At 40.4% G+C, this 15,493-nt stretch carries 11 protein-coding genes; 4 read left to right on the top strand and 7 right to left on the bottom strand.

Annotation, left to right across the window (positions count from 1 at the left end):
- Nucleotides 1-52 precede the first annotated feature (52 nt).
- Nucleotides 53-838 carry a TspO/MBR family protein gene (locus tag SporoP17a_RS09395; protein ID WP_083036003.1) on the bottom strand — a complete coding sequence of 262 codons (786 nt, stop codon included), beginning with the start codon at nucleotides 836-838 and terminating at the stop codon, nucleotides 53-55.
- Between the two features lie 154 nt (nucleotides 839-992).
- On the opposite strand from SporoP17a_RS09395, the gene SporoP17a_RS09390 reads away from it, so the two are divergent.
- Entirely contained in the window at nucleotides 993-1,385 is a 393-nt protein-coding gene (locus tag SporoP17a_RS09390) for a (deoxy)nucleoside triphosphate pyrophosphohydrolase (RefSeq protein WP_083034416.1), read from the top strand.
- A 24-nt stretch (nucleotides 1,386-1,409) separates the two neighbouring features.
- A complete protein-coding gene (locus SporoP17a_RS09385; RefSeq protein WP_083034415.1) occupies nucleotides 1,410-4,301 on the top strand; it encodes a DEAD/DEAH box helicase in 2,892 nt (963 codons plus the stop codon).
- A gap of 41 nt (nucleotides 4,302-4,342) precedes the next feature.
- Here the strand turns inward: SporoP17a_RS09385 and SporoP17a_RS09380 are convergent, their stop codons facing one another.
- Nucleotides 4,343-6,118, bottom strand: coding sequence for a multicopper oxidase family protein (locus tag SporoP17a_RS09380; RefSeq protein ID WP_083034414.1), 1,776 nt, complete (start codon nucleotides 6,116-6,118; stop codon nucleotides 4,343-4,345).
- Nucleotides 6,119-6,275: 157 nt separating this feature from the next.
- On the opposite strand from SporoP17a_RS09380, the gene SporoP17a_RS09375 reads away from it, so the two are divergent.
- Together SporoP17a_RS09375 and SporoP17a_RS09370 are read left to right on the top strand one after the other, a co-directional pair.
- Nucleotides 6,276-7,133: a YitT family protein gene (locus tag SporoP17a_RS09375; protein WP_083034413.1), complete on the top strand. Its 858-nt coding sequence runs from the start codon at nucleotides 6,276-6,278 to the stop codon at nucleotides 7,131-7,133.
- A gap of 253 nt (nucleotides 7,134-7,386) precedes the next feature.
- Nucleotides 7,387-8,841, top strand: coding sequence for a protein adenylyltransferase SelO (locus SporoP17a_RS09370; protein ID WP_083034412.1), 1,455 nt, complete (start codon nucleotides 7,387-7,389; stop codon nucleotides 8,839-8,841).
- A 45-nt stretch (nucleotides 8,842-8,886) separates the two neighbouring features.
- Here the strand turns inward: SporoP17a_RS09370 and SporoP17a_RS09365 are convergent, their stop codons facing one another.
- From SporoP17a_RS09365 to SporoP17a_RS09345, 5 genes are all read right to left on the bottom strand, one after another.
- Nucleotides 8,887-10,185: a hypothetical protein gene (locus SporoP17a_RS09365; RefSeq protein ID WP_083034411.1), complete on the bottom strand. Its 1,299-nt coding sequence runs from the start codon at nucleotides 10,183-10,185 to the stop codon at nucleotides 8,887-8,889.
- Between the two features lie 151 nt (nucleotides 10,186-10,336).
- Nucleotides 10,337-11,875: an AbgT family transporter gene (locus SporoP17a_RS09360; protein ID WP_083034410.1), complete on the bottom strand. Its 1,539-nt coding sequence runs from the start codon at nucleotides 11,873-11,875 to the stop codon at nucleotides 10,337-10,339.
- An 11-nt stretch (nucleotides 11,876-11,886) separates the two neighbouring features.
- Nucleotides 11,887-13,071, bottom strand: coding sequence for a M20 metallopeptidase family protein (locus tag SporoP17a_RS09355; protein ID WP_083034409.1), 1,185 nt, complete (start codon nucleotides 13,069-13,071; stop codon nucleotides 11,887-11,889).
- Nucleotides 13,072-13,591: 520 nt separating this feature from the next.
- Nucleotides 13,592-14,530 carry an ABC transporter permease gene (locus tag SporoP17a_RS09350; protein WP_083034408.1) on the bottom strand — a complete coding sequence of 313 codons (939 nt, stop codon included), beginning with the start codon at nucleotides 14,528-14,530 and terminating at the stop codon, nucleotides 13,592-13,594.
- Nucleotides 14,508-15,431: an ABC transporter ATP-binding protein gene (locus SporoP17a_RS09345; RefSeq protein ID WP_083034407.1), complete on the bottom strand. Its 924-nt coding sequence runs from the start codon at nucleotides 15,429-15,431 to the stop codon at nucleotides 14,508-14,510. Before SporoP17a_RS09345 ends, SporoP17a_RS09350 begins: the two co-directional genes overlap by 23 nt.
- Between the last annotated feature and the right edge of the window lie 62 nt (nucleotides 15,432-15,493).

The following is a 15,493-nucleotide window of genomic DNA, read 5'->3' as shown; positions in this document are numbered from 1 at the left end:
CATAAGTATTTGACGCAAAGGAAGAGGCCGTTGCCTACTCCTTTGCGCTTTTTTATCTGCGAAGTTTTTTTACTGCAACAAGCACAACGGCCAAAGTTATGAGAGCCAAACAGATAAGGATAGATAAGATAACAGAGGGATATTCCCCATTAAATCCCATTTCCGAAATGTGTTTGGAATAGATACCGTAATATGCCCAAATCAATACAAGTGCATAAGCTATATCTAAACGTCGTATCGTAGTTAGAATCCCGATAGCAGCTCCGAAGAATAAAATGATCATCGTCCATTTGACGTCAGATAAACCCAATCCGTCCCAATCAATAGAAACGAGAAAAGCGGTAATATTTGCAATCGTAGCAATGGTAATCCATCCGAAATAGATGCTGAACGGAAGCTTTATGAAGAACGCTTCTCTTCTAGTCAGCGATGCATTAAATATGAGAATATTGATTCTTATTAATGTTAGCAACATGAATAACATGACGATAACAGAAAGTAATAGATATTCGTAATGCCATAAGACAATCCACGATGCGTTTAGTACAGAGGAGATACAGAGCCAAATACCTACTTGACTAAGAAGTTTTGGGTTTTTCTTCTTTTGGAAAAGACCAAGTTGATAGATAACATGAAGTAGTAACAGGAAGTAGATTAGACTCCAAATAGAAAACGTAAATCCGGCCGGCGCAAATAGGTTTCCGTATTTATCTGATATCTCTCCTGTCGTTTGTCCATTTAGAGGAAGGATATTGGCCAATGCGTTAGCTGTGATCATGATTGCGTAGGTTATAACAATAGCAATGCGTAAAAGTATAGAAGTGTTCTCTTGTTTCATTTCTCCACCTCCACTTTGTTTCATTATAGTGTGATCCATAGTTAAGTATTCCTGATTTAATGCAGAGTGAAACATGGGAAGCCTTCTTCATTTTATAGGGGTTGATGGTATAATGGATCCCAAATGGATGGCAATAAGATGGAGGTCGTAACAAATGAAAAAAAATGTACATGTAGTGGGAGCAGTGATTGAAAACGAGAAAGGTGAAGTATTAGCTGCACTTCGTAGTCCTACGATGACACTGCCGAACTATTGGGAATTCCCAGGAGGCAAAATAGAAGCGGGGGAAACACTTCAGCAAGCCCTACGACGTGAAATTCTAGAAGAATTGGGTTGCACCATTACTGTAGGAGAAGCAGTAGATGACACTACATATGAGTACGAAAAGGTCATTGTTCGATTGGAAACTTTCATGGCGAAAATTGTGGAAGGAAAGCCTATTGCGACAGAACATGCGGAATTACGTTGGATTGCAAAAGATCAGTTACATACGCTGGAATGGGCACCTGCGGATATACCGGCGATTAAAGAAGTGGAAAATCAATAGCATAAAGAGAGAGGTGTCAGTGCGATGGGAGATTTTATACGACAACTGGAGGCGTCGTTACATAAAGGGTTTGTAAATAAAGAACATCATCAGAGTGGTAGTTATAAACCCGAGCTATTAGTAAATAGTTCAACTAAGAATACGACAGTACTATCCTCGCTTCAAGACGAACTTCGACACTGTGAACAATTCTTATTTTCGGTAGCATTTATTACGGAAAGTGGACTAGCTACACTTAAATCCTTATTCTATGATTTACATAAACGAGGCGTAAACGGCCGAATCATTACGTCTACTTACCTATACTTCAATCAGCCAAAAGTATTTCGTGAGCTTCTGAACATACCGAACGTAGATGTACGTCTTACTGAAAAGGAAGGTTTTCATTCAAAGGGTTATATTTTTCAACAAGGCGATCAATATTCATTAATTGTAGGCAGTTCCAACTTAACGGCCCATGCGCTACAAGTGAATTACGAGTGGAATGTGAAACTGACGTCTCATCGTGATGGGGAAATTGTCTATCATTTTAAAGATCAGTTTGAAGATGTATGGTCGGATGCCAATGTATTGACTGAAGAGTGGATCGAATACTATGAAACGATTTATCAAGAACATGCAGATCAGACACGTACGGTTCAAGTATTCGAGCATCCATCTGCCTATCAAACGAATGCAATTGAGCAAGCGCTAGAAATTACACCGAATAAAATGCAACAAGCGGCTCTTGCAAGTATTGAAGCTGTGCGGGCAAATGGTCAGGCTAAAGGGTTGGTTATTTCAGCAACAGGTACAGGAAAGACATACCTATCCGCATTTGATGTTCGTAAATTTGCACCGAAACGTATGCTATTCATTGTGCATAGGGAGCAAATCTTGAAGAAAGCTATGGAAGACTTCAAGCGAGTACTTGGGGGAATCGACGAAGATTTTGGGTTATATGTCGGAGCCAACCGGCAGTCAGATAGGAAATATATGTTTGCAAGTATTCAAACATTGTCTAAGCCTGAAAATCTGAGGAACTTTCATCCGCAAGACTTTGATTATATTTTAATAGATGAAGTACATAAGGCGGGTGCAGCGAGCTATTTACGTGTGATGAATTATTTCACACCTCAGTTTCTGATGGGGATGACTGCAACACCTGAACGAACAGACGATTTCAACATATACGAACTCTTCGATTATAATATTGCGTATGAGATTCGTCTTCAGGAAGCACTCGAAGAAGATATGCTGTGTCCGTTTCATTACTTCGGCGTGACGGATTTTGAAATAGACGGTGAGCTAATTGGTGACCACACGGTTCTTTCTAAATTGGTAACGAATGAACGTGTAGAGCATGTCATTGAAAAAATATCCTATTATAGTCATGCCGGTGATCAAGTGAGGGGCTTGATGTTTTGTAGCCGAAAAGAAGAGGCTCGTGAATTATCAAGAGAACTAAATTTGCGCGGCTATAGAACCGTAGCATTAACGGGTGATGATTCGTATGATGAACGCATGCGCAGAATCGTTCAGCTGGAAAATGGTAAACTCGATTATATACTGACTGTGGATATTTTCAATGAAGGTATCGATATTCCCAGTATCAATCAAGTGGTCATGCTTAGACAAACACAGTCCAGTATTATTTTCATTCAACAATTAGGACGGGGACTGCGCAAAGATCAAGACAAACCTTTTGTTACAGTCATTGATTTCATCGGAAACTATGCGAACAACTATTTGATTCCTATAGCGTTGTCTGGCGATCGTTCGATGAATAAAGACAATGTTCGACGGAGTATGAAAGATACTAGTTATATTAAAGGTGTCTCGACAATCAATTTTGAAGAGGTTGCACAGAAGCGAATTTTCGATTCTATTAACAGTAGTAAGTTGAACTCTATAAAGATTTTGAGGGAAGCATATCAGGACTTGAAAAACAAAGTAGGCAAGGTGCCCTATCTGTTTGACTTTATAGAACATCACTCCATTGATCCTGCCATTATCATGGAAGAGCATACAAGTTATTTTGATTTTCTTATGCGTATTAAAGAAAGCATCCCATTGATCACTCCTTATGAAAGCCAAGTGTTGACAATGTTATCCGTTGAATTAATTAGTGGCAAGCGAATTCATGAAGTTGTTCTAGCGGAGCTGTTGCTTGTGAACGGAAGCGTCCAACTGGATGAGTTCCTGAAAGAACTGGATATAATGGGGTGCCGTGTTGATCAGGATACAATTGACTCTGTTAAGCGTATATATGATTTGTCGTTCTTTACACAAAATACACAAAAGAAATATGGAGGTCGAGCTATTATTACGATGGATCACAATCAAATCTTCACATTCAATGAAGAGATTCAGCGAAGTGTAGAAAATGACTCCTATGCTGTCTTCCTTATGACCGATGTGTTGCGCAGTGCGAAAGAAAAGTCTAAAGTATACGATTGTGCAAATAAATTAACGCTGCATGCCAAATATTCACGAAAAGATGTTTGTAAGTTATTGAACTGGCATGCTGATGAAAGCTCGACTATGTATGGTTATCGGGCTAAGCATGGGACCTGCCCTATTTTTGTTACGTATCATAAAATGAAACAAATCAAAGCTAGCGTAAATTATGGTGATAAATTTATAAGCCCTGAACTATTCACATGGTATTCGAAAAATAATAGAACACTACATTCCAAAGAAGTTCAATCTATCATTCAAGCAAAGGAGAAGGCTATAGATATTCATATATTTGTACAAAAAGATGATATTGATAAGGGATTCTATTATTTGGGAAAAGGGTTTCCTGACCAACAAAGTGTATCAGAAGATTTAATCTTAGATGAGAAGCTGAAAAGTTTGCCAGTTGTCCATATGAATATGGTAATGGAACACCCAGTAGAAAGTACGCTCTATGATTATTTGATAGAAGCCTAAAAACCCTGCGAGAGATAAATATCTCGCAGGGTCCTTTTTCATCATTCACATTCGCATCGATACGTCTCAGAGCAAGGCGGGCACTTCGGACACTTTTTATGACGACGTTCTTCTTTTGATTTCTTTTTCTTGCAAGTACAGGACTTTTTACATGTGCACTTGCCACGACACGTGCACTTCTTCTTGCATTCGCATGTACGTTCTGGGTTATGCTTCTTGCATGTGCAAACATTTTTGCATTCACATTTTCGCTCTACTACTTCGAAAGTACGCATCATATCGTGATCTTCGTGTTCTAAAATATGACAGTGTAACATATATCGACCGGTGAATGGAGCAAAACGCATAATGACCCGTGTCACAAACCCAGGTGGAGACTGCACGACGTCTTTCCAACCACGTTCATTGACGTCAGGTTGTACAGGGGGCCCCGTGAAACTGAGTAGCCCATTTGCTGTGAAACCTTGGGCGTCAAACGGGATACGGTCGAGAATCTGGAATTGGATCAAGTGGATGTGTATAGGATGCGTTGCACCAGCCGTGTTGATGATACGCCAGATCTCTGTATCATTCAGTTTAGGCTTGAAGTCGATTCGTTCCATGAAACCTTTATTATTAAACAGGAACTTTAAACGGCCATATTCATCAATGTCTGCATCGAGTGTAATGTCGCGTGTTTGAGCAGCGTCACATTCCCGTAGTTTAGGTATGTTGCTGAGTACTGCGGGAACGTTGCTTGTATCTGGTCCCGTTGATTCAATCACCCTAAACTGCATAATCTGGCCATCAGTTTCGGGATCAGGAAGAGTGCCTGCTGGCGGTGGAAAATCAAACGGTGTAGCTGCGGTATTCTCCAATACGATCGTCTCGTCGGGTGCTAGTTTGGAGAAGTCAATAATTACGTCCATTCGTTCAGCCGGTGCAATTGTTAACTCATCCATATATACAGGCGTTTCCAATAAACCACCATCTGAACCGATTTGTATGATTTTCTGACCGTTCGATAAGTTCATTTTGTAAAAGCGTTCATTTGAAGCGTTCAATATGCGGAATCGGTATTTTCTCGGCTCTACTTCTAAGTATGGCCAGACCTTACCGTTGACTGTGATGTTTTCAAATGCTTCACCAGGTGTGACGGAAGGATGAGGGAATGTCAATCCGGGCTGTACAGGTCCTGGTCTTACAGTAGTTGTGTCTGAATAGAAAAGTGAACCATCTTCGTTAAATCCTCGGTCAGCAATAATGAGTGGAATCTCATATGCTCCAGAGGGGAGGTTCAGTTTGCGTTCTTCTTCATCTCGGATGATATACATTCCAACCAGCCCTGCATAGACGTTCAAGCGTGTAATGCCGACCGCGTGGTCATGATACCAAAGTGTAGCGGCACGCTGATTATTATTATATTTATAAACAGGAGAATCAAATACTGCGCCTACTGTGTGATAGTTATTCGTAAACCATGCTTCCGGATGACCATCACTTTCAGGTTCGACTTCCGCTCCATGTAAATGCACCACTGTGCGAACATCTGGCATATGTTCACTAGAACCGTGCAACGTTCTGTCAATGGGTAGGAAATGTTCGTCGGGAAGTTCATTCTTCCACTTAATATGCGCACATTCACCACTGTTCACATTGACGAGCGGGCCGGGGAATTGCCCCTCATACCCCCAGATCTTTGTAGGTGCCAACTCGGAATGGAATTCGTGAAAGAACTCCTTCATTCCAATTTCATAGTACGAAAAGCACTTATGCCTCTCCAGTGGATTAAGGTACTGAGGAATAGGCAATTGATCGATAAACGGTGTTAATTTCAATACATCGCTTCCTTCCGTGTGGATTTACTATCAGAACTAGTAGATGCACAGAGGAGACCATTTATGCCTATGAACGAATGATAGGCTATTCATCTATCACTATTTGATGTAAAATAGCAAAAGTGCTTTTAGCTCATCAAGACAGGAGGTTTTATGAATGAAAACCCGTTCACCAAAGAAAAAGTTACTGATAGAATATGTTTGGATTATAATCGGATCTATTTTAGTCGGATTAGCTTTTAATATATTTTTCTTACCGGCAAGACTCGCCGCTGGGGGCGTGTCTGGAATTAGTACCATCCTGTATGAGATGTATGGATTTGAACCTGCTTTTGTGCAGTGGCTTATTAATATTCCGATATTTTTTATAGGTTTTCTTCTTCTCGGCAAGGATTTTAGTCTGAAAACATTAGTAGGCACATTTTTTGTACCGCTAACCATTTGGCTGACAACTGGCATCCCGTCGACAATTGACAACCCTTTATTGTCAGCTATCTATGGGGGTATTATGTTAGGAGTAGGGCTTGGTGTAGTTTATCGGGGAAATGGGTCAACTGGAGGACTTGCGACCGTTGCACAGATTGTTAAGAAATATACGGGTTTGTCCAGTGGGTATGCGCAATTACTCGTAGATGGACTGGTTGTCATTGCGTCTGCTATCGTATTTAATCTCGAATTGGCATTATTTGCTATGATGGCGATTTTTGTGACGAGTAAAGTGATTGACTTTGTGCAGTTACAAACATCCCAATCTAAACTAGTGTTGATTATTACAGATAATGAAGAACGTATCCAGACGATTATCAAAGAGGAGATTGACCGTGGATTGACTAAGGTTCGATCGGTGGGAGGATTTTCCAATCAAGAGAAGACTATGATCTTGTGTGTGGTAGAGCAAGCAGAAGCCATTTACTTGAAAAAGATCTTAAGAGAGGAAGAACCTCAGGCATTTGTCGTCTTCCTGAATGCATCTGAAATTCTCGGTAGAGGATTTTCACTCGCGAAAGTATCATGAAAAAGCTATCCTGGACACCAAGTGATGTCTCGGATAGCTTTTTTATGTTCATACTGGTTGTTGGGTCATAAGCTCAATATAGATTGGTTGATTGATGATGGAAGCGACTTCAGTAATTCGAATGCTTTGGCCGGCCTATAACCGAAGTGTTACAATACAGGCATCTGGATTAAGAAAGCGAATTTAGTGAAATAGAGCACAACAAATAAGAAGAATTCATACTAGGGCATCATATGGAAAGGAAGAACAACATATGAAACGTAATCAAAACATCGGCTGGAAAGTTGACTGTAGTTACTGTGAACTACCGGAAGTATTTTACACCGTAGTGGAACCAAATACCGTCAGCTCACCGCAATTAGTTGTGACTAATGATGAACTGGCAGTATCGCTCGGTCTCGATGAAAAACATTTGCACTCGGAAGAAGCGATTGCTGTTTTTGCTGGGAATAAAAAACTGGAAGGTATAGAACCTATTGCCCAAGCTTACGCTGGTCACCAATTTGGTAACTTTACAATGCTAGGTGATGGACGTGCCATGTTATTGGGTGAGCATCTAACGCCAGAAGGGTACCGTGTGGATGTTCAACTGAAGGGATCAGGAAGGACACCTTATTCGCGTGGTGGGGACGGACGTGCAGCTCTCGGGCCTATGTTACGTGAGTATTTAATTAGCGAAGCGATGCATGGACTGAATATCCCTACTACACGCAGTTTAGCCGTCACAGTAACGGGAGAACCTGTTTTACGTGAAACGGCCTTGACCGGAGCGGTATTGACGAGAGTGGCTTCGAGTCATTTACGTGTCGGAACATTCCAATACGCAGCGGCTAGACAAGTAGTTGAGGATTTACGTGCTCTTGCAGACTACACAATTACACGTCATTTCCCTGGAGTGGAATCAGAATCACAACCTTATGTATTCCTACTCGAACAAGTCATCAAGCGTCAGGCATCTTTAATCGCGAGCTGGCAGCTTACCGGTTTCATTCATGGCGTGATGAATACAGATAATATGGCAATTAGCGGAGAGACCATTGACTATGGACCTTGTGCGTTTATGGATCGTTATGACCCGCAAACCGTATTTAGCTCCATTGACGTGCAAGGACGCTATTCTTACCGCAATCAACCCGGTATAGCGGAATGGAATCTGACTCGTTTTGCCGAGACACTTTTGCCGTTGCTTCACGAAGAACAAGCGGAAGCAGTAAAGTTAGCGGAAGGCAAACTTTCCGATTTTGCCACGATTTACGGCTTGGAATGGTTGGCAGGTATGAGGTCCAAATTAGGCTTGTTCAATGAAGAGGAAGCCGATGAAACATTAGTAAACGACTTGTTGACTGTTATGAAAAGTCATCAGGCTGACTATACAAACACTTTCCGTTCATTGACGCTGGGGCAGCAAGAAGAGTGGTTCGATGAGCTCGACTTTCTAGAATGGAAAGAGCGTTGGGTTGATAGACTACAACGTCAAAAGGAAGATGCGCAATCAGTCGAAGCATTGATGAAGCAACATAATCCATCAATTATTCCGAGAAACCACCGAGTAGAAGAAGTGTTACAGGCAGCTGAAACTGGAGATCTGCATCCGTTTATGAAGCTACTCGAAGTTCTTGAAAATCCTTATGCATATACAGCTGAACAAGAAGAATACGTGAGTCCGCCAGAAGACGGAACTACTTTTCAAACATATTGTGGAACCTGAAAAAACGGTCTATTCAACAAGTTTTTTGTTGAATAGACCGTTTTATTATAAAAATGTATCATCTAGCTTGTATAACTTACTCGGTCTTCCTTTAGAAATAGCTTTTTCCTCACCTTGTTGTTGCATTATACCTGCAGTGGTCAATAATAGAAGTGTTCGCTGAGCATTGCGGTCACTCATTTTCAGTTCGAAGGCCAATTCTTTTGCAGTGAATGTCGACCACTTCTTCCTTCGAATTACTTCACGTACTTTATCAAATAGTGAAATGTTGATATGCTCTTCGTTCAAGCGATTGAGCAAATTCTTTTCATGATACACCGAGTTTTTTTCATGATACTCGCTAGGCAAATCGAGTACTTTGCCTTCGTGATCAATTAGGATGATTGTATCAGGATCCCTTTGTGTAAGTTGTAGAGCCTTCCGTGCATGCATCTCAGCTTTAATAGCAGAATCGCCAAATCCTATACCGCTATTAATTTCCCTGCTCCATGTATGCTCCAATCTTTCAATGGTATCTAGCAATACAGAGAATGTATCAATAATTTCTCCACGTGAACTAAATATCATATACTGTCCCTCACGAAAATTAACAAAGGAACCATTCATTTCACGACTCAGCAACAACAGTTCTTCATTCATTTTCAGTGTTGTAAATTGGATATCATAAGAGAGTTTGGATGGATCTTCGTAAAGTAAATTGTCAATATGAATTATACATACCCCAATTTGCGATCGTTTTAAAAAAGAAATTTCCGCATGGTTATCTATGGTTTCCAGTGCATGCCGCGTAGCAAGCTTGGTTGTGCTGATCCAATCTGTTGGTATGCCTTTTTCTTGTAATGCAACCATAATGTCAGGATAACATGTCAACACTGCTTCTACCTTGTTCTCTTCCCACAGCTGTACATGGTGCTCGTATAAAGACCAGTAGTCTATGGCTGCATCAAAGGTCTTTACAAAGACATTTTTTACAGGGACATTCAATTGGCTCAATGACACATCGACTACATTGGAAGTGTTGACAATATCGATACTTAAGCGCTCAATGGGTTTTCGGACTTGATTTGTCAAATTGAGCAGTGCTTTGTAAAATCCTGTCTCCAATAACACTATTGAGAAGAACTTGCAAGGGTCTAATCCTGTACGCAGAGCCAACTCATAAGGGATAGGACCGGAGAATAAGAAGTAATCATATGTATCGTACTGTGTTTTGACGATATCAATAGTTTCGATTGCCGATTCATAAATGTACGGAGTAAACGATAGTCGCGAAGTAAAATCATCAGTTTCATTCTCTATGCGTTTGACAGAAACAAGCGGACCAATAATAGCCACTTTAAACATTTTATATCACCTATCTAAAGTATATATTTATAACAGTATAGCAAAGTGAATAGATATACCGTCAACTTTTAAAAAGCGGGAATAAATCGATACGAGTTGCTCATATTTAAAAAAGGGTCTCTTAATTTAAAATTAAGAGACTCTTTGATGTTTATTTACTTAAGAAAATAGGTGCATCTGGCCCTACCGGTATACCAAGCAAGTACCATACAGTCAACAAGATGATCCAGAAGATACCGTAGAATACGGAGTATGGGAACAGTCCTGCAATTAATGTACCCAGCCCAGCTTTTTTATCAAATTTCTGAGCAAATGCTAAGATGAGCACTAAATACGGGAACATGGGTGTAATCGGGTTCGTAATAGAGTCACCAATTCGATACATCATTTGAGTAAACGCTGGGTGGTAATCCAAATACATGAACATCGGCACGAAGATAGGCGCCAGAATAGCCCATTTTGCTGAAGCACTACCGATTAATAAGTTAATTACTGCTACAAATAGAATAAAGGAAACAAATAAAGGAATACCTTTGAACCCTGCGGAATCCAAGAGATTGGCGCCTTTAATAGATAGGATTGCTCCCAAGTTACTTGCATTAAAGTAAGCAAGCATTTGAGCGGAAACGAAAACGAGAACGATATAAGGTCCCATTGAACTAATTGCACGTCCAATTTGCTGTGCAAAGTCTTTAGAACTTCTAATAGTACGAGCACCGATTCCATAGAAAATACCTGGCACTAAAAATAAGATCATAACTAATGGAACAACTGAAGCCATTAATGGAGAGTCTTGAATAATAGACCCTGTTTCAGCATTCCGTAACCAACCATTAACTGGAATGACACCAACCAATAAAATAGCAACAATAACTGCTACCGAGATATTGGCCCAACGTAGCCCTTTCTTTTCGAGAGGTGTTATAGCTTCATTTTCGATTATTTCTCCTTCAAAAACACCGTAACGTGGAATAGTGAATTTATAAGTAACCCATGTTCCGACAGCGAGTAAAAATACTGTCGATACAGCGGTGAAATAATAGTTCATTGCAGGGTTACCAACGAAGTTAGGATCAACAGTTTGGGCACCGATTTCTGTAAACCCTGCTGCAAGTGTGTCTGTCATACCTATCAAGATGTTCGCAGAAAATGCACCAAGTGTTGAGGCATAAGCTGCAATTAGCCCGACAAATGGGTGATAGCCGAATGACATTAAAATAGTTGCTGCGAGAGGAGGTAATACAACTTGTGTTGCGTCACCAGCAACGTTACCAATAATGGCAATTAGAATAATCATAGGGATGATAATCTTTTTAGGAGTGGAAAGTACAGCTCTTCTCATCACCGTCTTAAAGTATCCACTTTCATCTGCAAGTCCTACGCCCAGCATAATGACTAGCACTGCACCAAGTGGCGGGAAATCACTGAAATTCTTGACCATACCCGTAAGTTGCTCCAGTATGCCTTCCTTGGAGAGTAGGTTCTTAGCTACAATTTCTTCTCCATCTACTGGACTGATTGCAGATACACTGAAGAAAGAGGCTAATGCTGAGATAATTATGATAGCTAAGGCAATCATGGCGAATAGCACAATAGGATCTGGTAGTTTATTACCTGCAATTTCGATCCGATTTAGGATACGGTCAAAAAATGAGCTTTTTGTTTTTATCGATGTGGATTTTTTCGACATATCGTCACCTCTTATTTTTGGCTACTTAAAAATGTGGCAGTTGAAACAAAGTAAGAGATGCCTATTTTTAATGCCTTTTCATTAATTTCAAAGCGTGGATGATGATGAGGATAGAAAATGCCATCTCTTTCTTTTAAAGCACCGATTCCTATATAACAGCCCGGTATAATGTTACTAAATGCAGAGAAATCTTCGCCACCCATCACCGGTGGTACTTCCTCTATGGTTTCATCTGTAAAGAAATTAGTTAAATGTTTATGGACCTCAGTCGTTAAATCTATATTGTTATAAACGGGATCGTAGCCGTATTCATAAGATAATTCAGCAGATGCGCCATGTGCTTCCGCGATACTGTTGCTAATTCTTTCAAGGTTCACTTTTATCTGTTCTCTTACTTCATTGGATAGAGTACGGACTGAACCTCCTATAATAGCTTGATCTGGAATTACATTGTAAGCATCTCCGCTATGGAAACGTGTGCAAGATACTACAGCGCTATCTAAAGGGCTTAATACTCTTGATACAATTTGCTGAAGGTTTGACACAATTTGGGAGCCAATAGCCAGTGCATCAATTGCACCATCAGGCTGTGAAGCATGACCTGATTTACCTTTCACCGTAATATCAAAAATATCGGAAGCAGCAGACATTGGGCCTTTTGTTATTTGAATTTCTCCAACCGGTACATGTGACCATAAATGCATGCCTAATATACAATCCACGCCTTCTAGAACACCCGCCTCAACCATTTCCTGAGCGCCACCTGGAGGAAGTTCCTCTGCGTGCTGAAATATAAATATAAATTCACCTGTCAGTGATTTCCTCATTTCCGAAAGAATCTTCGCTGTGCCCAACAAAACAGAAGTATGACCATCATGGCCGCAAGCATGCATTTTTCCTTCTGTTTTAGATTCAAAATCAATTCCAGTCTCTTCATGTATTGGTAACGCATCAATATCCGCACGCATGGCAATGGTTTTACCGTCTCCAGCCAACCCTTTCAGTCGTCCCACCACACTTGTCTTAGTTGGTCGCGTTACTTCTAGCCCTTCAAAAGTATGTAGCTGTTCTTCAATAAACGTAGATGTTTCGTATTCTTCGAATGATAGTTCTGGATGTTGGTGTAAATGGCGTCTCCATTTAACTACCTGTGGAAAGATGTCTTCAGTCATCGTTGTAACCGTTTTCTTTTGCATTGTATTGTCCCCTCTAACTTTGCGCAAATTTAACGACGTTGTCGCTATTTGATTATTATAATATCTACAATAGAAAAATATCAATAGCAAAATTTTCATAGCATTCAAAGAATATAGATGTTTCTATACTTCAATATTTGATAAAGGGATAGATATAAATACCGAAATGATTGTCTTAATAAGCTTTGTTGATATTTTATTGGTTGTCCTTCTACTATATATTAATTACTTTTATTCAGAGAAACCTTATGTTGTTAAAGTTTATATACTTACAAACTTGTATAGTTACTTCAAATGTACTAATAAATTAGCGTAGTACTTCTACAATTACACGAATCATTGTGTGGTGAAGTGTGATAGGCAAAGAAAATGATTGATTTGTGACTTCTGATAAAATTGTCTAACGTGCTTAGGGATTCTTATGCCTATAACTCATTTCTAAAAAACTTTAAATTATACATACCATGAACGAAAAAGGGTCTGCTCAAAATAAGCAGACCCTCTGATCTGAGGAAAGTTCCTACGCAGTAATATCCCGCTTCGTAAACACGATATAGCTGACTACTAAGAAAACAACTAAATATACCGCTAATATTACAAGTGAGAATGGCATAGTGATACCATCCACGAATACGGAATTTGTTTCATACATCGTCAGATTCATATGCGTGAATACGATATACTTCACAATTTCATACTGAGATAGCAACAGGACGATGGTGTTGCCTGTAAAGAAAGCAAATAATGAGAGGCCGATTGCCATGCCATTTGAGCGAGAGACACTACCAATCATGAATGCGAAAGTGGCAGTGATGATAACGTTAGCGAAAGACAGAATCAGCATATACAAACCATGTCCCCACACGGAAACGGGCACAATCGCATTACCGTCCCATTTCAGTTCCTGACCTACTCCTGAAGGGAACAGGATGTACGCACTCATAATAGTTACCGCAAATCCAATTAACAGTAGTAGGACACCAAACAACAGAACCGTGATGTATTTTGACGTCATGATTTTCCAACGACTCACTGGTCGTGTCAGCAACATTTTAATTGTGCCCTGAGTGAATTCGGAAGCTACGATGCCTGCTGCTACAATGACCGTGAGAAGTACGACGAGGCTACCAACCCCTACAGGATTAATGATCAGAGATTCCCGACCATCTTCCGCGAGCGGTGGGATATCATTTGCTAAACGATATTCCAAGATCTTAATAGTTTCTTCGTTTTGTTTGCGTTCCGTCTCTGGTAAATCCAGTTGAGTAGTTTCATGTAGATAGCTAATTTGCTCTTGTGCATTAGACTTCCAATCGGTAGGCTGTGTAGTGTTCTGGACGTTTACCCATTTGGTTAACCCCATAAGACCGATGACAGCGGCGATTAGCAAAATTGTCATAATCCATGTACCTTTTTTAGACCATAGTTTCATCCATTCATTTTGTATAAGATTCAGCAATCTGTCCGCCTCCCGTCATTTCCAGGAACTGATCCTCTAATGTTTTACGGTGCGGTTGTGCAGCGAACACTTCAATTTCATTGGCTGTCAGTAGCTGGACAATGGATGGGACCTGATCTTTTTCGACCTGCAGTACCAATCCAACCGGCAATAATTCCGGCGTGAACCCATTGGAAACCAACAGATCATGCGCTCTTTCGGCAGGTGACAGTTCGAAATAGTAATGTGATTGCGCAGCTTCTGACATATCCCGTATATCAACGAGCCGGCCATTTTGAATGACAGCAATTCGGTCGCACATTAATTCAATTTCCGAGAGCATGTGACTCGAAACGAAGACCGAGACTCCATCTGTTTCAGCTATGACGCGCAAATGCTGGCGGAATTCCCGGATGCCTGCAGGATCCAGTCCGTTTGTCGGTTCATCTAAGATTAGGAATTTGGGACGATGCAATAAAGCTTGTGCTAGGCCAAGACGTTGTCGCATACCTAGGGAGTAAGTAGAGACCTTTTCATGAATACGCTGTTCCAATCCTACTTGACTAACGACTTCATTGATTCGTTCTTTACTAATATTTCTCTGCATACGTGCGAAATGTGACAGGTTTTTATAGCCCGACATAAACTTATACATCTCAGGGTTTTCAACAATGACACCAATTTTTGACAGACCCTCCTCAAAGTTTTCTGAAAGTGGTCTTCCGTCAATAAGAATCTCACCGCTTGTTCGCTTCATCAAACCGACCATCATGCGAATGGTCGTAGTTTTACCCGCTCCGTTGGGTCCGAGGAATCCAGTAATCTGCCCGGGGTATAAGGATAAACTAAGATCATCAATAATCTTTTTATTGCCGATGACTTTCGTTAGGTTTTGTAATTCGACTATGGGTTTTATATTCATACATCCTCTCTTTCCATAAACTAAAAAGATTTTTCCTATAATAAGTAACGAATTTTATTTGC

This window comes from Sporosarcina ureae, assembly GCF_002082015.1.
Classification (GTDB): Bacteria; Bacillota; Bacilli; order Bacillales_A; family Planococcaceae; genus Sporosarcina; species Sporosarcina ureae_A.
The sequence above is the reverse complement of the archived record's forward strand: the minus strand, read 5'-3'. Positions and strand labels throughout refer to the sequence as shown.

Coding starts and splice junctions, on each gene's coding strand:
- SporoP17a_RS09395 (WP_083036003.1), bottom strand. CDS start 838: ATGAAACAAGAGAACACTTCTATACTTTTACGCATTGCTATTGTTATA.
- SporoP17a_RS09390 (WP_083034416.1), top strand. CDS start 993: ATGAAAAAAAATGTACATGTAGTGGGAGCAGTGATTGAAAACGAGAAA.
- SporoP17a_RS09385 (WP_083034415.1), top strand. CDS start 1,410: ATGGGAGATTTTATACGACAACTGGAGGCGTCGTTACATAAAGGGTTT.
- SporoP17a_RS09375 (WP_083034413.1), top strand. CDS start 6,276: ATGAAAACCCGTTCACCAAAGAAAAAGTTACTGATAGAATATGTTTGG.
- SporoP17a_RS09370 (WP_083034412.1), top strand. CDS start 7,387: ATGAAACGTAATCAAAACATCGGCTGGAAAGTTGACTGTAGTTACTGT.
- SporoP17a_RS09365 (WP_083034411.1), bottom strand. CDS start 10,185: ATGTTTAAAGTGGCTATTATTGGTCCGCTTGTTTCTGTCAAACGCATA.
- SporoP17a_RS09360 (WP_083034410.1), bottom strand. CDS start 11,875: ATGTCGAAAAAATCCACATCGATAAAAACAAAAAGCTCATTTTTTGAC.
- SporoP17a_RS09355 (WP_083034409.1), bottom strand. CDS start 13,071: ATGCAAAAGAAAACGGTTACAACGATGACTGAAGACATCTTTCCACAG.
- SporoP17a_RS09345 (WP_083034407.1), bottom strand. CDS start 15,431: ATGAATATAAAACCCATAGTCGAATTACAAAACCTAACGAAAGTCATC.